We start from the raw sequence: 20133 nt of genomic DNA, 5'->3' as shown, positions 1-20133 counted from the left end.
AGGAAAATCACATGAAAATTATTAATATTGGAGTTTTAGCTCATGTTGATGCAGGAAAAACTACCTTAACAGAAAGCTTATTATATAACAGTGGAGCGATTACAGAATTAGGAAGCGTGGACAAAGGTACAACGAGGACGGATAATACGCTTTTAGAACGTCAGAGAGGAATTACAATTCAGACAGGAATAACCTCTTTTCAGTGGGAAAATACGAAGGTGAACATCATAGACACGCCAGGACATATGGATTTCTTAGCAGAAGTATATCGTTCATTATCAGTTTTAGATGGGGCAATTCTACTGATTTCTGCAAAAGATGGCGTACAAGCACAAACTCGTATATTATTTCATGCACTTAGGAAAATGGGGATTCCCACAATCTTTTTTATCAATAAGATTGACCAAAATGGAATTGATTTATCAACGGTTTATCAGGATATTAAAGAGAAACTTTCTGCCGAAATTGTAATCAAACAGAAGGTAGAACTGTATCCTAATATGTGTGTGACGAACTTTACCGAATCTGAACAATGGGATACGGTAATAGAGGGAAACGATGACCTTTTAGAGAAATATATGTCCGGTAAATCATTAGAAGCATTGGAACTCGAACAAGAGGAAAGCATAAGATTTCAGAATTGTTCTCTGTTCCCTGTTTATCACGGAAGTGCAAAAAACAATATAGGGATTGATAACCTTATAGAAGTGATTACGAATAAATTTTATTCATCAACACATCGAGGTCAGTCTGAACTTTGCGGAAAAGTTTTCAAAATTGAGTATTCGGAAAAAAGACAGCGTCTTGCATATATACGTCTTTATAGTGGCGTACTGCATTTGCGAGATTCGGTTAGAATATCGGAAAAGGAAAAAATAAAAATTACAGAAATGTATACTTCAATAAATGGTGAATTATGTAAAATCGATAAGGCTTATTCCGGGGAAATTGTTATTTTGCAGAATGAGTTTTTGAAGTTAAATAGTGTTCTTGGAGATACAAAGCTATTGCCACAGAGAGAGAGAATTGAAAATCCCCTCCCTCTGCTGCAAACGACTGTTGAACCGAGCAAACCTCAACAAAGGGAAATGTTACTTGATGCACTTTTAGAAATCTCCGACAGTGACCCGCTTCTGCGATATTATGTGGATTCTGCGACACATGAAATCATACTTTCTTTCTTAGGGAAAGTACAAATGGAAGTGACTTGTGCTCTGCTGCAAGAAAAGTATCATGTGGAGATAGAAATAAAAGAGCCTACAGTCATTTATATGGAAAGACCGTTAAAAAAAGCAGAGTATACCATTCACATCGAAGTTCCACCGAATCCTTTCTGGGCTTCCATTGGTTTATCTGTATCACCGCTTCCGTTGGGAAGTGGAATGCAGTATGAGAGCTCGGTTTCTCTTGGATACTTAAATCAATCATTTCAAAATGCAGTTATGGAAGGGATACGCTATGGCTGTGAACAAGGATTGTATGGTTGGAATGTGACGGACTGTAAAATCTGTTTTAAGTATGGCTTATACTATAGCCCTGTTAGTACCCCAGCAGATTTTCGGATGCTTGCTCCTATTGTATTGGAACAAGTCTTAAAAAAAGCTGGAACAGAATTGTTAGAGCCATATCTTAGTTTTAAAATTTATGCGCCACAGGAATATCTTTCACGAGCATACACCGATGCTCCTAAATATTGTGCGAACATCGTAGACACTCAATTGAAAAATAATGAGGTCATTCTTAGTGGAGAAATCCCTGCTCGGTGTATTCAAGAATATCGTAGTGATTTAACTTTCTTTACAAATGGACGTAGTGTTTGTTTAACAGAGTTAAAAGGGTACCATGTTACTACCGGTGAACCTGTTTGCCAGCCCCGTCGTCCAAATAGTCGGATAGATAAAGTACGATATATGTTCAATAAAATAACTTAGTGTATTTTATGTTGTTATATAAATATGGTTTCTTGTTAAATAAGATGAAATATTTTTTAATAAAGATTTGAATTAAAGTGTAAAGGAGGAGATAGTTATTATAAACTACAAGTGGATATTGTGTCCTGTATGTGGAAATAAAACACGATTAAAGATAAGGGAAGATACTGAATTAAAAAAATTCCCCCTCTATTGTCCGAAATGCAGACAAGAAAATTTAATTGAAATAAAGCAGTTCAAAGTAACTGTGATTACAGAGCCAGACGCAAAGACGCAGAGCCGATAAAATGAGATTAATACAATCTCATTTTATCGGCTCTTTCCGTTATGTATGGATTCTTTTAATTAGTCTTCGATGTTTCTTGCTTCGTTGATACCGCTGGCTAAAGATTCCATTAAGGATAGTTCTTTGTCTGTAAAGCTATCCATGTATTTCTCTATCTGTAATCGTCGGGTGCTTTTTACCAAGTTATTAGCAGGTAGGGGTCCCGAGCGCCTACGAGGAATTTGTATCGATAAGAAATAGATTTAAAAATTTCGCTGTTATTTTGTACATTTAACTTGACGGTGACATCTCTCTATTGTGAGTTATTAGTGGTACAGTTTTCAACCGTTTTAATTATAAAAAAGTGGTGCATTATCTTAAAATTTTGTATAATAGGAATTGAAGTTAAATTAGATGCTAAAAATTTGTAATTAAGAAGGAGGGATTCGTCATGTTGGTATTCCAAATGCGTAATGTAGATAAAACATCTACTGTTTTGAAACAGACTAAAAACAGTGATTACACAGATAAATAAATACGTTAGATTAATTCCTACCAGTGACTAATCTTATGACTTTTTAAACAGATAACTAAAATTACAAACAAATCGTTTAACTTCTGTATTTATTTATAGATGTAATCACTTCAGGAGTGATTACATGAACAAAAATATAAAATATTCTCAAAACTTTTTAACGAGTGAAAAAGTACTCAACCAAATAATAAAACAATTGAATTTAAAAGAAACCGATACCGTTTACGAAATTGGAACAGGTAAAGGGCATTTAACGACGAAACTGGCTAAAATAAGTAAACAGGTAACGTCTATTGAATTAGACAGTCATCTATTCAACTTATCGTCAGAAAAATTAAAACTGAACATTCGTGTCACTTTAATTCACCAAGATATTCTACAGTTTCAATTCCCTAACAAACAGAGGTATAAAATTGTTGGGAATATTCCTTACCATTTAAGCACACAAATTATTAAAAAAGTGGTTTTTGAAAGCCATGCGTCTGACATCTATCTGATTGTTGAAGAAGGATTCTACAAGCGTACCTTGGATATTCACCGAACACTAGGGTTGCTCTTGCACACTCAAGTCTCGATTCAGCAATTGCTTAAGCTGCCAGCGGAATGCTTTCATCCTAAACCAAAAGTAAACAGTGTCTTAATAAAACTTACCCGCCATACCACAGATGTTCCAGATAAATATTGGAAGCTATATACGTACTTTGTTTCAAAATGGGTCAATCGAGAATATCGTCAACTGTTTACTAAAAATCAGTTTCATCAAGCAATGAAACACGCCAAAGTAAACAATTTAAGTACCGTTACTTATGAGCAAGTATTGTCTATTTTTAATAGTTATCTATTATTTAACGGGAGGAAATAATTCTATGAGTCGCTTTTGTAAATTTGGAAAGTTACACGTTACTAAAGGGAATGTAGATAAATTATTAGGTATACTACTGACAGCTTCCAAGGAGCTAAAGAGGTCCCTAGCGCCTACGGGGAATTTGTATCGATAAGGAATAGATTTAAAAATTTCGCTGTTATTTTGTACAATAAGGATAAATTTGAATGGTACCATAAACGACCGTTTATGGTACCTTTTCATTTTCCTGCTTTTTCTAAATGTTTTTTAAGTAAATCAAGTACCAAAATCCGTTCCTTTTTCATAGTTCCTATATAGTTATACTTAATGAGTTATGGTACATTTAAATTATAAAATTAAGGAGGTTTTTTTATGATTTTTGGCTATGCTCGAGTGAGTACGGATGATCAAAATCTTAGTTTACAAATTGATGCACTTACTCATTATGGAATTGATAAATTATTTCAAGAAAAAGTAACTGGTGCGAAAAAAGACCGACCGCAATTAGAAGAAATGATCAACCTACTACGTGAAGGAGATTCTGTTGTCATTTACAAGTTAGATCGAATTTCACGATCAACTAAACATTTGATTGAACTTTCTGAATTATTTGAAGAACTTAGTGTCAATTTTATATCTATTCAAGATAACGTAGATACTTCAACGTCTATGGGAAGATTCTTTTTCCGAGTTATGGCTAGTTTAGCAGAACTGGAACGGGATATTATTATTGAACGAACTAACTCTGGTCTTAAGGCAGCCAGAGTCCGAGGAAAAAAAGGGGGCCGTCCAAGTAAAGGTAAGCTATCAATTGATTTAGCTTTAAAAATGTATGACAGCAAAGAGTATTCTATTCGTCAAATTCTTGATGCCTCTAAATTAAGCAAAACAACCTTTTACCGTTACCTCAATAAAAGGAATGCTTAAGATATGGCTATGAAAAGAATTTTAACTACTTCACAGCGTGAACAACTTCTTTCTGTAGACCACTTATCAGAAGAGGATTTTAAAGCGTATTTTAGTTTTTCTGATTATGATCTGGAGGTTATTAATCAACACCGTGGAAAGGTCAATAAACTAGGATTTGCGATACAACTTTGTTTGGCCCGGTATCCTGGGTGTTCTTTAAGTAATTGGCCGATTAAATCAACCAGACTAACTTCTTATGTGAGTCGACAGCTCCATCTTGATGCAATTGATTTAAATTCATATGATCATAGAAATACACGTGCAAATCACTTCAACGAGATCTTAGAAGTATTCAACTATCATCGATTCGGTAGTGCTAATACACAAAAACAGTTAATAGAATATTTAATTGAACTAGCTTTAGAAAATGATGACTCTATCTATCTAATGAAAAAAACAATTGATTTCTTAACTCGAAAAAGAATTATTTTTCCATCTATAGCTACACTTGAAGACATTATAAGCCGCTGTCGAGATAAAGCAGAAAACAACTTATTTTCAATATTACTCTGTTCATTAACAGATATACAAATTGAAAAACTAGAGAGTTTGTTTCAAATTTATGAAGAGACGAAAATAACTAAACTCGCTTGGCTAAAAGACATTCCAGGTAAGGCAAATCCAGAAAGCTTTATGAGTATTTGTAAAAAAGTGGAAGTGATTGCTTCCATGGGACTCGGGACAATTAATGTCTCCCATATTAATCGGAACAGGTTTCTTCAGCTAGCTAGACTAGGGGAAAATTATGATGCATATGACTTCTCCCGTTTTGAGCTTGAAAAAAGATACTCTTTACTTATTGCTTTTTTAGTCAATCATCATCAATATCTGATCGATCAACTGATTGAGATTAATGACCGCATTTTAGCAAGTATTAAACGCAAAGGGACACGTGATTCACAAGAACAGTTAAAAGAAAAAGGAAAATTGGCTACTAAAAAATTGGAACATTATGCTTCTTTAATTGATGCTCTTCACTTTGCAAAAGATAATGATAGTAATCCTTTTGACGAAATTGAACGAATCATGCCTTGGGAAGATTTAGTACAAGATGGAGAAGAAGCTAAAAAAATTACAGGTAATAAAAATCATGGCTATTTAGAAATGGTTCGAAATAAAGCTAATTACCTCCGAAGATACACGCCAATGTTATTGAGGACCCTTTCGTTCAAAGCAACTCCGGCAGCAAATCCAGTCCTCATGGCCCTAACTCAACTAACTGATTTACACAATAGTGGTAAAAGAAAAATACCGGCAGATACTTCTACTGATTTTGTGAGTAAAAAATGGAAAAGCCTTGTTCGGCCAGAAGAGGGGAAAATAGATCGGTCTTACTATGAGTTAGTAGCTTTCACCGAGCTAAAGAACAATATTCGATCAGGAGATATTTCAGTTGAAGGAAGTATGATCCATCGAAATATTGATGATTACTTAGTTGATTTATCTGCTTGTATTGATTCAGAAACTATTCCAGACACGTTTGAGGACTATTTAAAGGATCGGGAAATAATTTTAGATTTACAGCTTCAATTTTATTCGACAGTTGATAAGAGAATTTCAAGAGCAAACCTTAAAAAGTTGGAAAAAGTTACACCTAGCGAAGCAGAAATATATAGAAAAAAACTTTATTCAATAATTCCTAAGATAAGGCTTAGTGATCTTTTAATTGAGGTGGACAGTTGGACCAACTTTTCACAAGAATTTAGTCATGATTCTACAGGGAAACCGCCGAGTGAACAAGAAAGAAAAATTATTTTTGCTGCTTTGCTGGGTTTAGGGATGAATATTGGTCTTGAAAAAATGGCCCAATCAACTCCTGGAATTTCTTATTCTCAGTTAGCCAATGCCAAACAATGGCGCTTTTATAAAGAAGCTCTGACTCGTGCTCAATCTGTTTTGGTTAATTATCAGTTAAAGCTTCCTGTTGCAGACTTTTGGGGTGAAGGAAAAACCACTGCTTCAGACGGAATGCGCGTCCCAGTGGGCGTCTCAGCTCTAAAATCCGATGTTAATCCACATTACAAAAGTATGGAAAAAGGAGCTACAATGATTCGATCAATAAATGATAGGCATACGACTCATCATATCGAGGTTGCTTCAACTAATACAAGGGAAGCTACTCATACCCTTGATGGCCTACTTTATCATGAAACAGATCTAGATATTGAGGAACATTTTACTGATACAAATGGGTATTCTGATCAGGTGTTTGGAATGACCGCATTACTAGGCTTTGATTTTGAACCTCGCATCAGAAATATAAAAAAATCACAATTATTTTCTATCAAATCACCTTCCTACTACCCTAACTTATCAGAAGATATAAGCGGAAAAATCAATGTAAAAATTATTGAAGAAAACTATGATGAAATTAAACGAATCGCCTATTCGATTCAAACAGGAAAAGTATCTAGTTCTTTACTATTAGGAAAGCTAGGCTCATACGCACGTAAGAATAGAGTAGCTCTTGCACTGAGAGAACTAGGTCGCATTGAAAAGAGCATTTTTATGATAGATTATATTACAGATAGTGAGCTACGGCGAAGGATCACTCATGGACTAAATAAGACAGAAGCGATTAATGCTTTAGCTAGAGAACTATTTTTTGGGCGACGCGGAAAATTTATGGAGCGCGATATTCGCCGACAACTTCAAAGTGCTAGTGCGCTTAATGTGTTAATAAATGCAATAAGTATATGGAACGCCGTCTACTTACAAGCAGCTTATAATTATCTCGTCAAAATAGATCCCGAAGTAACTAAGTATATGAAGCATGTATCTCCTATTAATTGGGAGCATATCACTTTTCTTGGAGAGTATAAATTTGACTTGTTATCTATTCCTAAACACTTAAGAGAATTGAATATAAAAAATAAATAGGCCTTGAAACATTGGTTTAGTGGGAATTTGTACCCCTTATCGATACAAATTCCCACTAAGCGCTCGGGACCCCAGGTAAGAAAAATTCATCAACGGAAACATGAAGTAACGATACAAGGTCATAAAGAACTTGTATGCTGGGGTGTTGCCCTTTATTTTCAATATTAGTTAAGTACCGTGGGTCAATTTCAATCAATGCTCCCACTTGTTCACGAGTTAAACCTCGTTTCAATCGAGCTTCTTTAATGGCTAAACCAAAGGCTCTAAAATCATATTTATCTTCTTTTTTACGCATAGTAGACCACCTCTATACATTTTATTGTTCCTACTGAATTAAAAACAGGTATAGAAAAACGTGTTATATGGTTTATAGGTTTATATTTAATAAAAAGCACTACTAAACGCCAATAAAAAAAACCGTTATATGGTAGTGCTATTTACGCTGTTAAAATATTGTATATTACTTCCAAATGGCGGTTTGTTGGAGGTCAACGTCGCCATGAAGTACATCATATACAATAAATTTCCTTACATTGGGTTCTTGTCAAAAAAAGTCGTCTATCTGCAATAGATAAGTACGTCCACCAATGTGGTTTTATAAATCATATAGATAGAATAACAGAAGCATGTAAACAGAGAAATAAATCTGTTTATATGCTTTTTTGGCTATTCAGAACTTTTTTACAAAGTTTATTTATCAGTAATGCAACAAATCCCCCTTTCACATTGGGACTAAGAGTGAAAGGAGATAAACGAGCAAGGCTCACTTCCTTTCCTAGACAGAAAGGGGGTGAGAAACATGAAACCATCTTCTTTTCAGACCACAATAGAAAATCAGTTTGACTATATCTGTAAACGTGCTATGGAAGACGAGCGAAAGAATTATATGCTTTATCTTTCAAGGATTGCAAAGCGTGAGGTGTCCTTTTCGGATGTTGGCGATTATCTTGTTAGCCAGTTTGCGACAACAGATAACTATTCAACTGACTTTCAGATTTTTACACTCAATGGGTTATCAGTAGGCGTTGAAAATGATTTGTTGAGTGAAGCATTACGTGAGTTGCCAGACAAGAAACGTGAAATTCTACTGCTGTTTTACTTTATGGACATGAGCGATTCAGAAATTGCAGACCTGTTGAAATTGAACCGTTCTACTGTCTATCGGCATAGAACCAGTGGACTAGCCTTAATTAAAAAGTTTATGGAGGAATTTGAAGAATGAAAACACAATATCCTATGATTCCCTTTCCTCTCATTGTAAAGGCAACAGATGGCGATACCGAAGCGATTAACCAGATTCTACATCATTACAGAGGGTACATAACGAAGCGTTCCCTACGACTTATGAAAGATGAATATGGCAATCAAAGTATGGTCGTTGATGAAGTCTTACGTGGAAGAATGGAAACCAGACTGATTACAAAGATTTTGTCATTTGAAATTAAGTAATATCCTCTCTCCTTTCGTGGAAGCGTGCTAAACCATTCCACGCTTCCCGAACAGGGAGGTTTGTTATTCCACCAAAGCATATTGAGCTTTCAATGTGTTTTGATAGGCTAACGAGCCATTGTTCTTTGAAAACTGAATAAAAGTAATCGAATACGTTTCGATAAGAAAAGAGCCAACGGAACTAACCGCCATGACCTATCTTATAAAGATAGCGAGCGATTCATGTTAGTGATCCGAGAAGCAATCTTTAGCAGGATTGCCTGCAACGACATTCTTATCGTGATAATGATACTCCCATACAGTCAATAGTCCGAGCGTGATAAAACCGTCGCAGGCAATGAGTATGGCTACATGAGAACCATGCAGGGGTGGAACTCCCGTGAGCTTTGCTAAAGCTGTTCGATTGCTGGTAAAACAACTTTTATGAAATCCAAATAAGTGATTTGGAAAGGAGGATTTTATGAAGCAGACTGACATTCCTATTTGGGAACGTTATACCCTAACCATTGAAGAAGCGTCAAAATATTTTCGTATTGGCGAAAACAAGCTACGACGCTTGGCAGAGGAAAATAAAAATGCAAATTGGCTGATTATGAATGGCAATCGTATTCAGATTAAACGAAAACAATTTGAAAAAATTATAGATACATTGGACGCAATCTAGCGTCGCCAAAGGGTCTTGTATATGATAAAATAGTATTAAGTCGTATCAAGGCTCTTTCCATAAAGGAAAGGAGCAAATGCCATGTCAGAAAAAAGACGTGACAATAAAGGTCGAATCTTAAAGACTGGAGAGAGCCAACGAAAAGACGGAAGATACTTATACAAATATATAGATTCATTTGGAGAACCGCAATTTGTTTACTCGTGGAAACTTGTGGCTACAGACCGAGTACCAGCAGGAAAGCGTGATTGTATCTCACTTAGAGAGAAAATCGCAGAGTTACAGAAAGACATTCATGATGGTATTGATGTTGTAGGAAAGAAAATGACACTCTGCCAGCTTTACGCAAAACAGAACGCTCAAAGACCAAAGGTTAGAAAAAACACTGAAACTGGACGCAAATATCTTATGGATATTTTGAAGAAAGACAAGTTAGGTGTAAGAAGTATTGACAGTATTAAGCCATCAGACGCTAAAGAATGGGCTATTAGAATGAGTGAAAATGGTTATGCTTATCAAACCATCAATAACTACAAACGTTCTTTAAAGGCTTCATTCTATATTGCTATACAAGATGATTGTGTTCGGAAGAATCCATTTGACTTTCAACTGAAAGCAGTTCTTGATGATGATACTGTCCCTAAGACCGTACTAACAGAAGAACAGGAAGAAAAACTGTTAGCCTTTGCAAAAGCTGATAAAACCTACAGCAAAAATTATGATGAAATTCTGATACTCTTAAAAACAGGTCTTCGTATTTCAGAGTTTGGTGGTTTGACACTTCCAGATTTAGATTTTGAGAATCGTCTTGTCAATATAGACCATCAGCTATTGAGAGATACTGAAATTGGGTACTACATTGAAACACCAAAGACCAAAAGTGGCGAACGTCAAGTTCCTATGGTTGAAGAAGCCTATCAAGCATTTAAGCGAGTGTTAGCGAATCGAAAGAATGATAAGCGTGTTGAGATTGATGGATATAGTGATTTCCTCTTTCTTAATAGAAAGAACTATCCAAAAGTGGCAAGTGATTACAACGGCATGATGAAAGGTCTTGTTAAGAAATACAATAAGTATAACGAGGATAAATTGCCACACATCACTCCACATAGTTTGCGACATACATTCTGTACCAACTATGCAAATGCAGGAATGAATCCAAAGGCATTACAGTACATTATGGGACATGCTAATATAGCCATGACGCTGAACTATTACGCACATGCAACATTCGATTCTGCAATGGCAGAAATGAAACGCTTGAATAAAGAGAAGCAACAGGAGCGTCTTGTTGCTTAGTAGTACAAATGAATTTACTACTTATTTACCACTTCTGACAGCTAAGACATGAGGAAATATGCAAAGAAACGTGAAGTATCTTCCTACAGTAAAAATACTCGAAAGCACATAGAATAAGGCTTTACGAGCATTTAAGAAAATATAAAAAGATAATTAGAAATTTATACTTTGTTTTATATAAACATTAGTAAGAAAGAAACTTTTTTAGAAGCGATTGATCATTTGTTGTCTATCATTGACAAATATAATATTAAAACTATTGCTCAACAGGTAAATCAGTTACAGATTTTGAAAGAATATGCAAATACTAATAGGGGAATGAGTTTAAGAGATAAATTGACAATTTATCAAGCCCTTTTTCCACCACATGGGGGACTTTCTGATATTTACTATTGGAATAATGATGTTGAATTAAGCAAACAGATTAATGAGACTATTACCGAATTAAAAATGGTTATTGCTAATTATTTATTGGAACGTGAAATCTTTTGAAGGCTAAGCTGGAACAAGATTCTGGTTGAGTAAAGAACATGCAGATATCATTGAAAAGGTATCTGATGGAGATAAGTATAAAATGAAACCAACAAGACTACAATGGGAAGATGTTATCCAATTTGAAGAGGTAAACTTACGATCGTGAATATATTTTACGAAATATAGAAGAAAGCAAACTTGCGAGATAATTCAGTAACTTTGACCAATATTTGGCGAAGGAGAAATTCCAGAAAACCTTGATGGGTATGGAACCGATGGACTGTCAAAGCTATCTTCAATGGCATGAATATGCTGAGTCAGGTCTAACAGTTCAAGAGCGTGTAAAACTGTTAGCTTGGGACAGGCCTATTAATTCAAAATTATTTGCAAAAAGAGAATGCAGGACGTGCCTTGACACATACTGCAACAACGACGGCAATGACAGCAGTAGGAGTGTCCAGTTTAGATTCTGGGGTATTTGGAGTGGCTACAGCATTTGGTACAGAGGCTACCATGTGTTTTGCTTCATCCATAGCGCTTGGAACAACTCCTGTAGGCTGGTCTATTGCGGCGGGTATTGGGGTTGGTCTGGTAGTTGACTATGCTTACGACAATAACTTTTTAGGAATCAAAGATATAGCTAATGACATGGGAGATAGTCTTAATAAAGGAATCAAAAACGTTGGTTATGCTATTGATTCAGGTTTTAAATCAATTCAGAAAGTGTTTGGGTGGTAAATGTGAAAATTAATTTTAGAGGATTAGATGTTGCTTATTTTGATGTGTTAGAGATGGGAGAGAAAAAGTATGTTCTCGATTCCAACTCCACGACACCAAAGAGTTATTATTGGGGACTTTCCCCTGAAACTCTTGAAGTGGATTTGATAGAACTTGATAGTCAGAATAAAAATTTTGACAAAAGAATTAATATGGGTCCTTCAGGAATGAGTATGGTAGGTGGTTTTTTTGGCCTTCTTTTGTATAGAGTAGCAACATCAATTTTTAGATATTATGATATTAGTCATAATCTGTATTTAAAAGTATCTTTATTTCTTATATCTATTTTGGTAGCTTATATTGTCTATCAAAGTATTTTAATGAAATCGAGGAAGGAGATTTCAAGTCGTTTATCGCAGGAAAAGAAGAGGTTTAAAATAGTCTTTCAGAATAATAAGAAAAAAAGACAATTCCATGCCTATCTGTTTATTCTTTTACATGCAATTGCTTTAGCCATTTATATGGGAGAAGATGATGGAACAGAAGCTGCCATTCTAGTGTTGAATGGTATGTTGGCTTATGTATTTATTTGGATTGAATCTGGCGCTATTCCATTGATTTATGATTATAACAAGAAATACTTAGAATTTAAAGAACTGAAAGAGGTATAAAATGAAACCAACAAAACTAGAATGGGAAGATGTTATCCAATTTGAAGAAGTTGAAGGATATGGGAAATCTATCTGGAAAAATGAGGATAAATATTATTTAGTTTCAGAAGAGGGAACTGTGGCTTCTTGGTTAGTAGTCTATGAATTACCCCAAGAATTATTCTCCCTATTAGATAGTGGAGAAAGATCGCTACTCGAAATATCTTGGAAGATTAAGCACGATCGTTGGCCACCGACGGAAGAAGAAAAGAAAGCTAGTGAGAAACAATTTATATTAAAAGGCTTAACTCCTTTAATAGCTAATCCTAAGAGTTGGGAATTATTTACTCAGGAAGAGCTTGAAAGATTAATTCCGCTTGCTGAACAGAAATGGATTGACTGGAGAGGCAAGCTTCCAGATGATTATGTATCGCCATTGAAATAGCTTGTAAGGATTTAGGCAAGTTCCTGTTTTCACTTTAAGTGGACTAAATGAATCGCAAAATATTGACAGAATTCCAATGATGAAAAGAACGTATTCTATAGTCGCTTTTGAAAATGAGCAAACAGTTCAGATGCTGCTCTTGAAGTTTACTGATCCAAAATTTCAATCCCTGTCGAATTTTTTAAATTCGGAAGTTCATAATTTTTATCTGGATGTTCGCGAAGCTTTGGAGAATGTCATTTCTGGAAGTATGGAAGAGTACGCTTTTGATGGAAATTTATTGGGGATTGAAGTTGGAAAAGAAATCACAGAAGTTTACTTCCAATTTGAGGAAGAACTTTTAGGTGAACCTTGCTTTATTCCTACGAATGTACTGTATAAATTGGTTCTAGAGTGGAAAGAAATGGAAGAAAGAATGAAAAGAGGGGAAGATGTTTTCCAGTGACTTTAGAGGATTGACGTTGAAAATAATTCCAAGAATAATGGAGAAGTGATGAACAATAAAGAATTTGAAGATTTATTTTATAAAGTCCCTGAAGGGGTTGATTATGCAGATATATTGGAAGATGTTGATCTAGAGGATGTTCCTGAAGAAACGATTCAAAAGTTGACTTCGTTATTGTCTAGTGATGATGAATTTTTGCGTTATAAATCCTCTAGATTGTTGACAATTTGGGGAATCAGAGAAGGCTTTGATGTCTTGACTCAGATGTTCAGTCAAGGGCAATTAGAAGGGATGATTTCGCATCGTCTGTATGGTTATGATGATACCAATCGGATTTTTCTATATGATATCGTAAATTATTGGGCGAGCCGATATGATTTGGGCGAAGAGAAGATGGCTAGAGGAGAAATTTATCCTTATGTTTGTAAAATCATCGAACAGGCTGAGATTGGATATTATGATATTTCAACAATATATCGCTTGGTTAGTGAGGAACATTATACGGAATACATCCCCTACTTGAAACACTTCCTTTCAACCATTATGGACAAACCTGAGGGTAATTATTGGCGAATTCATGATACCTTGAAGCTATTCTTAAAAGTAGAGCCTGATTATGTGACACAATTATTAAAAGACAAGCAAAAATCCCTAAGAGATTTTGGAATCGAGGGTAAAGGTGAAAGAAATTAAATTTTATAAAGTAAATGATGATTATGGTTTTATGTCCAATTTTGCTCCCTACCCTTTTTCAGATGGTAGCAGAATCTGGCCAACATCAGAGCATTATTTTCAAGCACAAAAGTTTTTAGTGCCCCATATTCAAGAGAAAATTCGTCAGATAGTTTCTCCAATGGATGCTGCTTTAGAGGGACGCAATCGACAAAATCCCTTGAGACCAGATTGGGAAGAGGTCAAAGATGAGGTAATGCTCCAGGCCCTTCGAATGAAATTTAGCCAAAATCCAGAAATCGCGAAAGAATTGCTCGCGACAGGAGATGCCATCCTCATCGAACATACACGAAATGACGACTACTGGGCTGATGGGGGAGATGGCTCTGGAAAGAACAAGCTAGGCCTTCTCTTAATGCAAGTACGGGAAGAGTTGAAAAACTCTATCCTGTAAGATCTCTCCTCTAGCTATTCCATTTAACAGTCTGGGTTTGGTATAACAGTCAACTAGATAGTTACAATGATCAACAGGAGATATTCCTGAAGGTGTAATGTAAGATATTAGTGAAAAGATCGGAGAACATACATGAAATATAGTAAACTAGGCTGGGAAGAAGTTAGTAAGTTTGAGGAAATAAAAGGTTATGGACAACATATTTGGCGACATCATGAGAAATATTTTTTTGTTACAGATGAAGGGGGAATAGCTGAACAGAGGGTAGTCTATGAATTCCCATTAGAACTATTTCAATCACCCTACCAAGTTTTTTCTGAGTTACTTGAAAAGTCTAACTTAATTTGACAATTTAGGCAATAAAGAAATCCTAGACAAGCTTTTGAGCTATTCAGAAGACTTGAAATACCACTATAATCTCTATCAGCTCTTGCTTTTTCACCTTCAGAATAAGGAACCAGAGAAATTTTTTGGACTCATTGAAGACAATATAAAGAAGGTTCATTCTCTTTTTCAGACTGTCTTTAAAACATTTCTAAAGGACAAAGGGAAAATCATCAATGACCTTCAGTTATCCTATTCCAACGCAAAATTGGAAGCGACTAATAATCTCATCAAACTTATCAAACGCAATGCCTTTGGTTTTCGGAACTTTGAAAACTTCAAGAAGTGAATTTTCATCGCTCTGAATATCAAAAAAGAAAGGACGAAATTTGTCCTTTCTCGAGCTTAGCTTTTCTTCAACCCACTAAAGTTGACAAAGAGCCGTAGATTTTAGGTATTTACCTTGTCTACTTAAGAGGTATCATATCATCGAGATAAAGGTGATTTGTTTGTTCCTAAGAATTAGGTTTTAGGTTTGACTTGTGGCAACTTCTGGAAAAAGCTTGTCTAGAATTTTTGGAGTGATAGCTTGTCCAGGACCTTCAGCACAATAGGTGTGAATATACATAGCGGGATTGAAGTTGAGCTCGATACAAGTGAAATGAGGTTTTTCCTTGCTAGCAGGCTGAGTTTTATCTGGAATGATGAGGTCAACCCCGCAAGCCCAGGCCCCCATGCTAGTTGCCATAGCTGCTGCCAATTCTTGGTAAGAGGAATCTATTGTCTCAGTGACATCAATAGAGTCACCACCCGTAGAAATGTTGGAGTTACGGCGGAGATTGACCTTTTTCCCTTCTGGGAGAATATCATCAGGTGCATAACCTTGCTGAGTCAACATCAATTGTTCGATGTCTCCTAGCTTAATGATTTCCAGAGGTGAGCGGTGGTCACGGCCTCGCAATGGATTGGCATTTTTCTGAGCGACTAATTCACGAATGGTGTGTTTGCCATCACCGACAACATTAGCAGCGACACGAAGGAGGACAGACTCACAACGCCCGTCCAGAATGAAGAAACGGTATTCGGTTCCTGGGATAAATTCTTCAACAAGAACAGCTGTATCTTCTTCAAAGGCAATCTCGAGAGCTTTCTTATAGTTATCAAGGCTGGCAGGCTCTTGGAAAATGGAAATGCCCAGACCGAAGTTGGTTGATTTTGGTTTAACCACAATTTGCTTGCCCTTGATAAGAGGATAGTAGGCTAGACCTTGTTCTAGACTGGTAAATTCGTCGCCGGCAGGGACAGGGAAGCCAGCATCAGCCAGGATTTTTTTGGTCACGGTTTTATTAGCCATGGCAAGAGGAACTACATAGTTGTCTTTTGAGGTCATGTTACCATTTTTGACGTACTCAACATGATCTTTATGCCAGAGTTTAAGGAATTGATCCTGCTCATCTAGGATTTCAAAATGAAGCCCTTTTTGAATGGCATCAAAGAGCAGCATCTGGGTAGAAAGTTCCATCTCCTCATAACCCTTAAGGGCATAGTGGGCAGTCCAGTCGTAATCATGATAGGCAAGCGCCTTGTCAAGGGCAAAGTCAGAAAGGGACTTGTCTTTGATATGAGGAAGAAGTTGAGCAGCTAGTGTCTGACTGGAATCTGCAAAGGCATCTTTAACTTGTTTGACCAGCCCTTGATGATAGTCACCAAGCCCAAAATGTTGCACCAGTTGGTCTAGAGCTGTCGTAATGTTCTGAGTTTCAGCTTCAGAAGGTAGAGGTTCTAAAGGATGAGAGAGGGCAATTTTTTCATTCAGCGCGTGACCTTGAGCCAGAGCCTGATCAACATTTTCAGGGGCATCCAGCCAGAGGAAGGCTAGAAGGAGTAGGTGTACGGTATCCATGGTAGTTTGGCTAATACCGATACGCTCAAAGGGGTTGAGGTCGAAGTTACGGAATTCTAGGTAGGTGATTCCCTTGTCAAGGAAGGAGCGATTAACCTTTTGTCCACGGAAACGAACAGCCGAGTAAAATTCCTTTTCCGCAATCAAATCACCTTGTTCGATATAGTTTTCGATGGCAGAGACATAGTCTTCTAGGCTTGCAAAAGATACTTGTATTTCTTCCTTATTGACATAGCCGTGGTCACTGTTACGGAAGGAACGCACAGGTTCTGGAACTTCTTGGTCGAAGAATCCTTGCTCAGCAATAGGTGCAGCCCCAAAAAGATAGGTAATCACCCAACGGTAGCGCAAGTAGTTTTGAGCCAGCTTAAGATAGAGGGCGTTTTTGAAAGCAATTATATCAATCTGGTCACTTTCTTGGAATAGGGCTTCAACCAAATCTTTCCCTAGTTCCATATTATAGTGGATACCTGAGATAGCTTGTAGTTTAGTTCCGTATTTTTCGGCCAGGTAGTTACGATAATGGCGTTCAAATTCATTTTCCAGTTGGGCAACTTGGATTTCTTGGGCGTTGATACGAGGAGGCATGGACAAGGGCCAGAGAAGTTCATCTTTACTGATGGAACGTCCAGCTACATCGGTAATGGCTCCAAGAAATCGACGAGCCTCAGTGGTAGATTTAGCAACTGGTGTGATGAGTTCCATCTGAAACTCACAAAAATCTGTTTGAATATAAGGGTGGAAACTTCGAGCTCCTAGGCAGGAAGGGTGAGGCGTATGTGCTAATTTTCCCTGTCTATCGACACGAAGACTTTCGCGTTCAATTCCAAAGTTAGCTTGAAGGATAGGGCTAGTAGGCTCCAGCTTTTGAAGCAGTTGATTTATAGTCATAGAGTCACCTTTTCATCTAATGTTAGTGATAGTCTATTATAAATAGGAGAAGAAAACAACTTTCCGCTACGGTTAAGGGAAATTTCCGAATGTTTCAGATAAGAATTCTTAAAACCAGTTGTTTTTTAGCTATATTATATGGAAAAATTGTAAAATACCCACTGATTTTTATGTAAAATGTTATTTCTCTTGGAATTTAAATCAAATTAGCCTATACTAATGACGTATATATGAGAACGAAAGAATCCCTAGGGTCGGCACTGCACCCATAAAATGAGACACAAGAAAACACTCCTGTTGAAATCTGGTAAACTAGAAACAGGAGTGTTTTGTTATGGTCAAAAAAGCATATTCGGTAGAAACTAAGTTAGCCTGTATCGAAATGAAGAAGGCAGGCAAATCAAATAAAGTTATCATGGATACCCTCAGTATCAAAAATGCTAGTCAGGCCAAGAACTGGTTGCGATGGTATCAGAATGATGAATTGTACCGTTTCCACCAACCCGTGGGGAAACAATATACTTATGGTAATGGGATGAAACAGTTATCTGAAGTGGAACAGTTACGTTTGCAGGTAGAATTACTAAAAAAGTATCAGAGCTTGATAAGAGAATCGACAAAGTAAGTCTTATCAAGCTAGTAGAAGAGTATAAGAAAACGTGCGCTGTATCTATTATTTTAGAATGTTTCGGCGTCAAACGCTCCACCTTTATCGCTGGAAACAGGAGTGTAAGAATTCTCAGAAAAGAGGCGAAATAGCAGATAATGGCTGTATCGAATGGTTTCACTCTGTTCTCAAGTCTGAAACCTTCTATCTCCATAAGTGGAGAAACATAACTGAAGATAGTCTAACAGATATTGTCAAAAATTACATCATATTTTATCCTGATAATTATGTTTCACCATTGAAATAGCCTGCGTGGAACTTGTTTAGACACCGTTAGTTGTGGACAAGTTTCTTTAGGTGCACTAGATGAATCTCTCCCAAAATGTGTTGAAAATATAAATAGAACTCTGGCTTTCTCCTAATGCAAGTACGGGAAGAGTTGAAAAACGCTAACCTGTAATCTCTCCTCTAGCTATTCCACCTATTTCATGCTAGAATAAAGAAAAACACATTTGGAGGCATTATGAATCAGACAGTGACTTATTTGCAGGAATTGACAGCCATTCCTTCACCGACCGGTTTTACACGTGAGATCGCAGACTATTTGGTCAAAACCATTGAAGGCTTTGGGTATGAGGTAACTCGGACTGCTAAGGGAGGCGTGAATGTGACCGTTCCTGGTGTGATCACAGACAAGCAACGCTACGTCACAGCCCATGTGGACACCTTGGGGGCTATTGTCCGCGCTGTGAAAGCAGATGGTCGGCTCAAGCTAGACCGTATCGGTGGTTTCCCTTGGAATATGATTGAAGGGGAAAATTGTACAGTCCATGTAGCCAATACAGGAAAGACCCATTCGGGGACAATTTTGGTCCATCAGACTTCTTGCCACGTCTACAAGGATGCGGGAACTGTCGAGCGGACCCAGGATAATATGGAAGTCCGTTTGGATGAAAAAGTGACCAACGAAAAAGAAACCCGTGCCCTTGGTATTGAAGTGGGGGACTTTGTCAGCTTTGATCCACGGACAATTGTAACAGACACCGGCTTTATCAAATCTCGTCACTTAGATGACAAGGTGAGTGCAGCGATTCTCTTGAATCTTCTGCGCGTGTACAAGGAAGAGCAGATCCAACTGCCAGTAACGACCACCTTTGCCTTTTCAGTCTTTGAAGAAGTGGGGCATGGGGCTAATTCTAGTATTCCAGCTGAAGTGGTCGAATACTTGGCAGTGGACATGGGAGCTATGGGAGATGACCAAGCGACAGATGAATACACGGTATCCATCTGTGTCAAAGACGCTTCTGGACCGTATCACTACGAATTCCGTCAGCATTTGGTAGCTCTTGCAAAAGCCCAAGAAATCCCTTATAAGTTGGATATCTATCCTTTCTATGGATCAGATGCCTCTGCAGCCATGAGTGCTGGAGCAGAAGTCAAACACGCTCTTCTCGGGGCAGGAATCGAATCTAGCCACTCATATGAGCGGACCCACTTGGATTCTGTAGTCGCAACAGAGCGCATGGTCGATGCCTACCTCAAGAGCGACTTGGTAGATTAAAAATTGGATCTACTTTTGTGAACTATTTTTAGAAAGAAAACAATGTTTTTTCTTAGAAAATAACATAAGAAATTTTTTTATAAAATATCTAGTCCTTATAGTTTTTCAAATCAAAACTGAGACTTTCTGCTGTGAGAAAAGTGCTTGAAATAGA

Annotated in this window: 20 protein-coding genes and 4 pseudogenes; 21 read left to right on the top strand and 3 right to left on the bottom strand. The window is 37.0% G+C overall.

Features of this window, described 5'->3' with window-relative positions; all coding sequences use genetic code 11:
- Nucleotides 1–11: 11 nt before the first annotated feature.
- Entirely contained in the window at nt 12–1931 is a 1920-nt protein-coding gene (tet(M), locus tag P5Y91_RS01365; protein WP_000691745.1) for a tetracycline resistance ribosomal protection protein Tet(M), read from the top strand.
- Nucleotides 1932–2049: 118 nt separating this feature from the next.
- Nucleotides 2050–2217 carry a cysteine-rich KTR domain-containing protein gene (locus P5Y91_RS01360; RefSeq protein ID WP_000336323.1) on the top strand — a complete coding sequence of 56 codons (168 nt, stop codon included), beginning with the start codon at nt 2050–2052 and terminating at the stop codon, nt 2215–2217.
- A 59-nt stretch (nt 2218–2276) separates the two neighbouring features.
- Here the strand turns inward: P5Y91_RS01360 and P5Y91_RS01355 are convergent.
- A pseudogene (locus P5Y91_RS01355) lies at nt 2277–2414 on the bottom strand (XRE family transcriptional regulator); the annotation flags it as partial.
- Nucleotides 2415–2647: 233 nt separating this feature from the next.
- Here P5Y91_RS01355 and P5Y91_RS01350 point away from each other — a divergent pair.
- The 4 genes from P5Y91_RS01350 to P5Y91_RS01335 all read left to right on the top strand — a co-directional run bounded on the left by P5Y91_RS01350 (nt 2648) and on the right by P5Y91_RS01335 (nt 7424).
- Nucleotides 2648–2731, top strand: a complete 84-nt coding sequence (locus tag P5Y91_RS01350; protein ID WP_001865637.1) for a 23S rRNA methyltransferase attenuation leader peptide — start codon at nt 2648–2650, stop codon at nt 2729–2731.
- Nucleotides 2732–2855: 124 nt separating this feature from the next.
- Nucleotides 2856–3593 carry a 23S rRNA (adenine(2058)-N(6))-methyltransferase Erm(B) gene (gene erm(B) / locus P5Y91_RS01345; protein WP_001038790.1) on the top strand — a complete coding sequence of 246 codons (738 nt, stop codon included), beginning with the start codon at nt 2856–2858 and terminating at the stop codon, nt 3591–3593.
- Nucleotides 3594–3947: 354 nt separating this feature from the next.
- Complete coding sequence (locus P5Y91_RS01340; protein ID WP_000576156.1) at nt 3948–4502, top strand: recombinase family protein; 555 nt, start codon at nt 3948–3950, stop codon at nt 4500–4502.
- 3 nt (nt 4503–4505) lie between these two features.
- The gene (locus P5Y91_RS01335; protein WP_001240982.1) at nt 4506–7424 is read left to right on the top strand and encodes a Tn3 family transposase; all 2919 of its coding nucleotides are present in this window, start codon (nt 4506–4508) and stop codon (nt 7422–7424) included.
- A gap of 73 nt (nt 7425–7497) precedes the next feature.
- Here P5Y91_RS01335 and P5Y91_RS01330 read toward each other — a convergent pair.
- Nucleotides 7498–7719, bottom strand: a pseudogene (locus tag P5Y91_RS01330) (helix-turn-helix domain-containing protein); the annotation flags it as partial.
- Between the two features lie 504 nt (nt 7720–8223).
- On the opposite strand from P5Y91_RS01330, the gene P5Y91_RS01325 reads away from it, so the two are divergent.
- From P5Y91_RS01325 to P5Y91_RS01260, 13 genes and pseudogenes are all read left to right on the top strand, one after another.
- Nucleotides 8224–8646: a sigma-70 family RNA polymerase sigma factor gene (locus tag P5Y91_RS01325; protein WP_000804885.1), complete on the top strand. Its 423-nt coding sequence runs from the start codon at nt 8224–8226 to the stop codon at nt 8644–8646.
- Nucleotides 8643–8873 (top strand): helix-turn-helix domain-containing protein, encoded by a 231-nt coding sequence (locus tag P5Y91_RS01320; protein ID WP_000857133.1) that lies wholly within the window; start codon nt 8643–8645, stop codon nt 8871–8873. Before P5Y91_RS01325 ends, P5Y91_RS01320 begins: the two co-directional genes overlap by 4 nt.
- 460 nt (nt 8874–9333) lie before the next feature.
- Nucleotides 9334–9537, top strand: a complete 204-nt coding sequence (locus P5Y91_RS01310; protein ID WP_000814511.1) for an excisionase — start codon at nt 9334–9336, stop codon at nt 9535–9537.
- 81 nt (nt 9538–9618) lie between these two features.
- Nucleotides 9619–10836 carry a tyrosine-type recombinase/integrase gene (locus P5Y91_RS01305; protein WP_001291561.1) on the top strand — a complete coding sequence of 406 codons (1218 nt, stop codon included), beginning with the start codon at nt 9619–9621 and terminating at the stop codon, nt 10834–10836.
- A 168-nt stretch (nt 10837–11004) separates the two neighbouring features.
- On the top strand, nt 11005–11328 hold the full coding sequence (locus P5Y91_RS01300; RefSeq protein ID WP_277838790.1) for an ABC transporter: 324 nt from the start codon (nt 11005–11007) through the stop codon (nt 11326–11328).
- Between the two features lie 393 nt (nt 11329–11721).
- The gene (locus tag P5Y91_RS01295; RefSeq protein ID WP_277838789.1) at nt 11722–12048 is read left to right on the top strand and encodes a hypothetical protein; all 327 of its coding nucleotides are present in this window, start codon (nt 11722–11724) and stop codon (nt 12046–12048) included.
- Nucleotides 12042–12698 (top strand): DUF443 domain-containing protein, encoded by a 657-nt coding sequence (locus P5Y91_RS01290; protein WP_277838788.1) that lies wholly within the window; start codon nt 12042–12044, stop codon nt 12696–12698. The genes P5Y91_RS01295 and P5Y91_RS01290 overlap by 7 nt, the downstream gene beginning before the upstream one ends.
- Nucleotide 12699: 1 nt before the next feature.
- Nucleotides 12700–13122, top strand: coding sequence for a hypothetical protein (locus P5Y91_RS01285; RefSeq protein WP_277838787.1), 423 nt, complete (start codon nt 12700–12702; stop codon nt 13120–13122).
- Between the two features lie 79 nt (nt 13123–13201).
- Entirely contained in the window at nt 13202–13567 is a 366-nt protein-coding gene (locus P5Y91_RS01280; protein ID WP_347272184.1) for a hypothetical protein, read from the top strand.
- A 48-nt stretch (nt 13568–13615) separates the two neighbouring features.
- The gene (locus P5Y91_RS01275) at nt 13616–14260 is read left to right on the top strand and encodes a hypothetical protein (RefSeq protein ID WP_277838785.1); all 645 of its coding nucleotides are present in this window, start codon (nt 13616–13618) and stop codon (nt 14258–14260) included.
- Nucleotides 14247–14693: a riboflavin biosynthesis intermediates N-glycosidase gene (gene ybiA, locus P5Y91_RS01270; RefSeq protein WP_277838784.1), complete on the top strand. Its 447-nt coding sequence runs from the start codon at nt 14247–14249 to the stop codon at nt 14691–14693. The genes P5Y91_RS01275 and ybiA overlap by 14 nt, the downstream gene beginning before the upstream one ends.
- Before the next feature lie 132 nt (nt 14694–14825).
- Nucleotides 14826–15041: a hypothetical protein gene (locus tag P5Y91_RS01265; RefSeq protein WP_277838835.1), complete on the top strand. Its 216-nt coding sequence runs from the start codon at nt 14826–14828 to the stop codon at nt 15039–15041.
- A 1-nt stretch (nt 15042) separates the two neighbouring features.
- A pseudogene (locus P5Y91_RS01260) lies at nt 15043–15366 on the top strand (transposase); the annotation flags it as partial.
- Between the two features lie 180 nt (nt 15367–15546).
- Here the strand turns inward: P5Y91_RS01260 and gshAB are convergent.
- Complete coding sequence (gene gshAB / locus P5Y91_RS01255; RefSeq protein ID WP_070449109.1) at nt 15547–17811, bottom strand: bifunctional glutamate--cysteine ligase GshA/glutathione synthetase GshB; 2265 nt, start codon at nt 17809–17811, stop codon at nt 15547–15549.
- A gap of 334 nt (nt 17812–18145) precedes the next feature.
- Here gshAB and P5Y91_RS01250 point away from each other — a divergent pair.
- Together P5Y91_RS01250 and P5Y91_RS01245 are read left to right on the top strand one after the other, a co-directional pair.
- Nucleotides 18146–18400, top strand: a pseudogene (locus P5Y91_RS01250) (hypothetical protein); the annotation flags it as partial.
- 541 nt (nt 18401–18941) lie between these two features.
- Nucleotides 18942–19979, top strand: coding sequence for a M42 family metallopeptidase (locus P5Y91_RS01245; protein ID WP_049506597.1), 1038 nt, complete (start codon nt 18942–18944; stop codon nt 19977–19979).
- Nucleotides 19980–20133: the final 154 nt, after the last annotated feature.

The sequence above is a fragment of the Streptococcus taoyuanensis genome, assembly GCF_029589235.1.
Taxonomy (GTDB): domain Bacteria; phylum Bacillota; class Bacilli; order Lactobacillales; family Streptococcaceae; genus Streptococcus; species Streptococcus taoyuanensis.
Note: the sequence above shows the minus strand (reverse complement) of the source record. Positions and strands in the feature narration are given on the sequence as shown.

What these genes read in the sequence shown, in the direction of transcription:
- P5Y91_RS01350 (WP_001865637.1), top strand. Translation starts at nt 2,648, where the DNA reads ATGTTGGTATTCCAAATGCGTAATGTAGATAAAACATCTACTGTTTTG.
- P5Y91_RS01340 (WP_000576156.1), top strand. Translation starts at nt 3,948, where the DNA reads ATGATTTTTGGCTATGCTCGAGTGAGTACGGATGATCAAAATCTTAGT.
- P5Y91_RS01335 (WP_001240982.1), top strand. Translation starts at nt 4,506, where the DNA reads ATGGCTATGAAAAGAATTTTAACTACTTCACAGCGTGAACAACTTCTT.
- P5Y91_RS01325 (WP_000804885.1), top strand. Translation starts at nt 8,224, where the DNA reads ATGAAACCATCTTCTTTTCAGACCACAATAGAAAATCAGTTTGACTAT.
- P5Y91_RS01320 (WP_000857133.1), top strand. Translation starts at nt 8,643, where the DNA reads ATGAAAACACAATATCCTATGATTCCCTTTCCTCTCATTGTAAAGGCA.
- P5Y91_RS01310 (WP_000814511.1), top strand. Translation starts at nt 9,334, where the DNA reads ATGAAGCAGACTGACATTCCTATTTGGGAACGTTATACCCTAACCATT.
- P5Y91_RS01305 (WP_001291561.1), top strand. Translation starts at nt 9,619, where the DNA reads ATGTCAGAAAAAAGACGTGACAATAAAGGTCGAATCTTAAAGACTGGA.
- P5Y91_RS01285 (WP_277838787.1), top strand. Translation starts at nt 12,700, where the DNA reads ATGAAACCAACAAAACTAGAATGGGAAGATGTTATCCAATTTGAAGAA.
- P5Y91_RS01280 (WP_347272184.1), top strand. Translation starts at nt 13,202, where the DNA reads ATGAAAAGAACGTATTCTATAGTCGCTTTTGAAAATGAGCAAACAGTT.
- P5Y91_RS01275 (WP_277838785.1), top strand. Translation starts at nt 13,616, where the DNA reads ATGAACAATAAAGAATTTGAAGATTTATTTTATAAAGTCCCTGAAGGG.
- P5Y91_RS01265 (WP_277838835.1), top strand. Translation starts at nt 14,826, where the DNA reads ATGAAATATAGTAAACTAGGCTGGGAAGAAGTTAGTAAGTTTGAGGAA.
- gshAB (WP_070449109.1), bottom strand. Translation starts at nt 17,811, where the DNA reads ATGACTATAAATCAACTGCTTCAAAAGCTGGAGCCTACTAGCCCTATC.
- P5Y91_RS01245 (WP_049506597.1), top strand. Translation starts at nt 18,942, where the DNA reads ATGAATCAGACAGTGACTTATTTGCAGGAATTGACAGCCATTCCTTCA.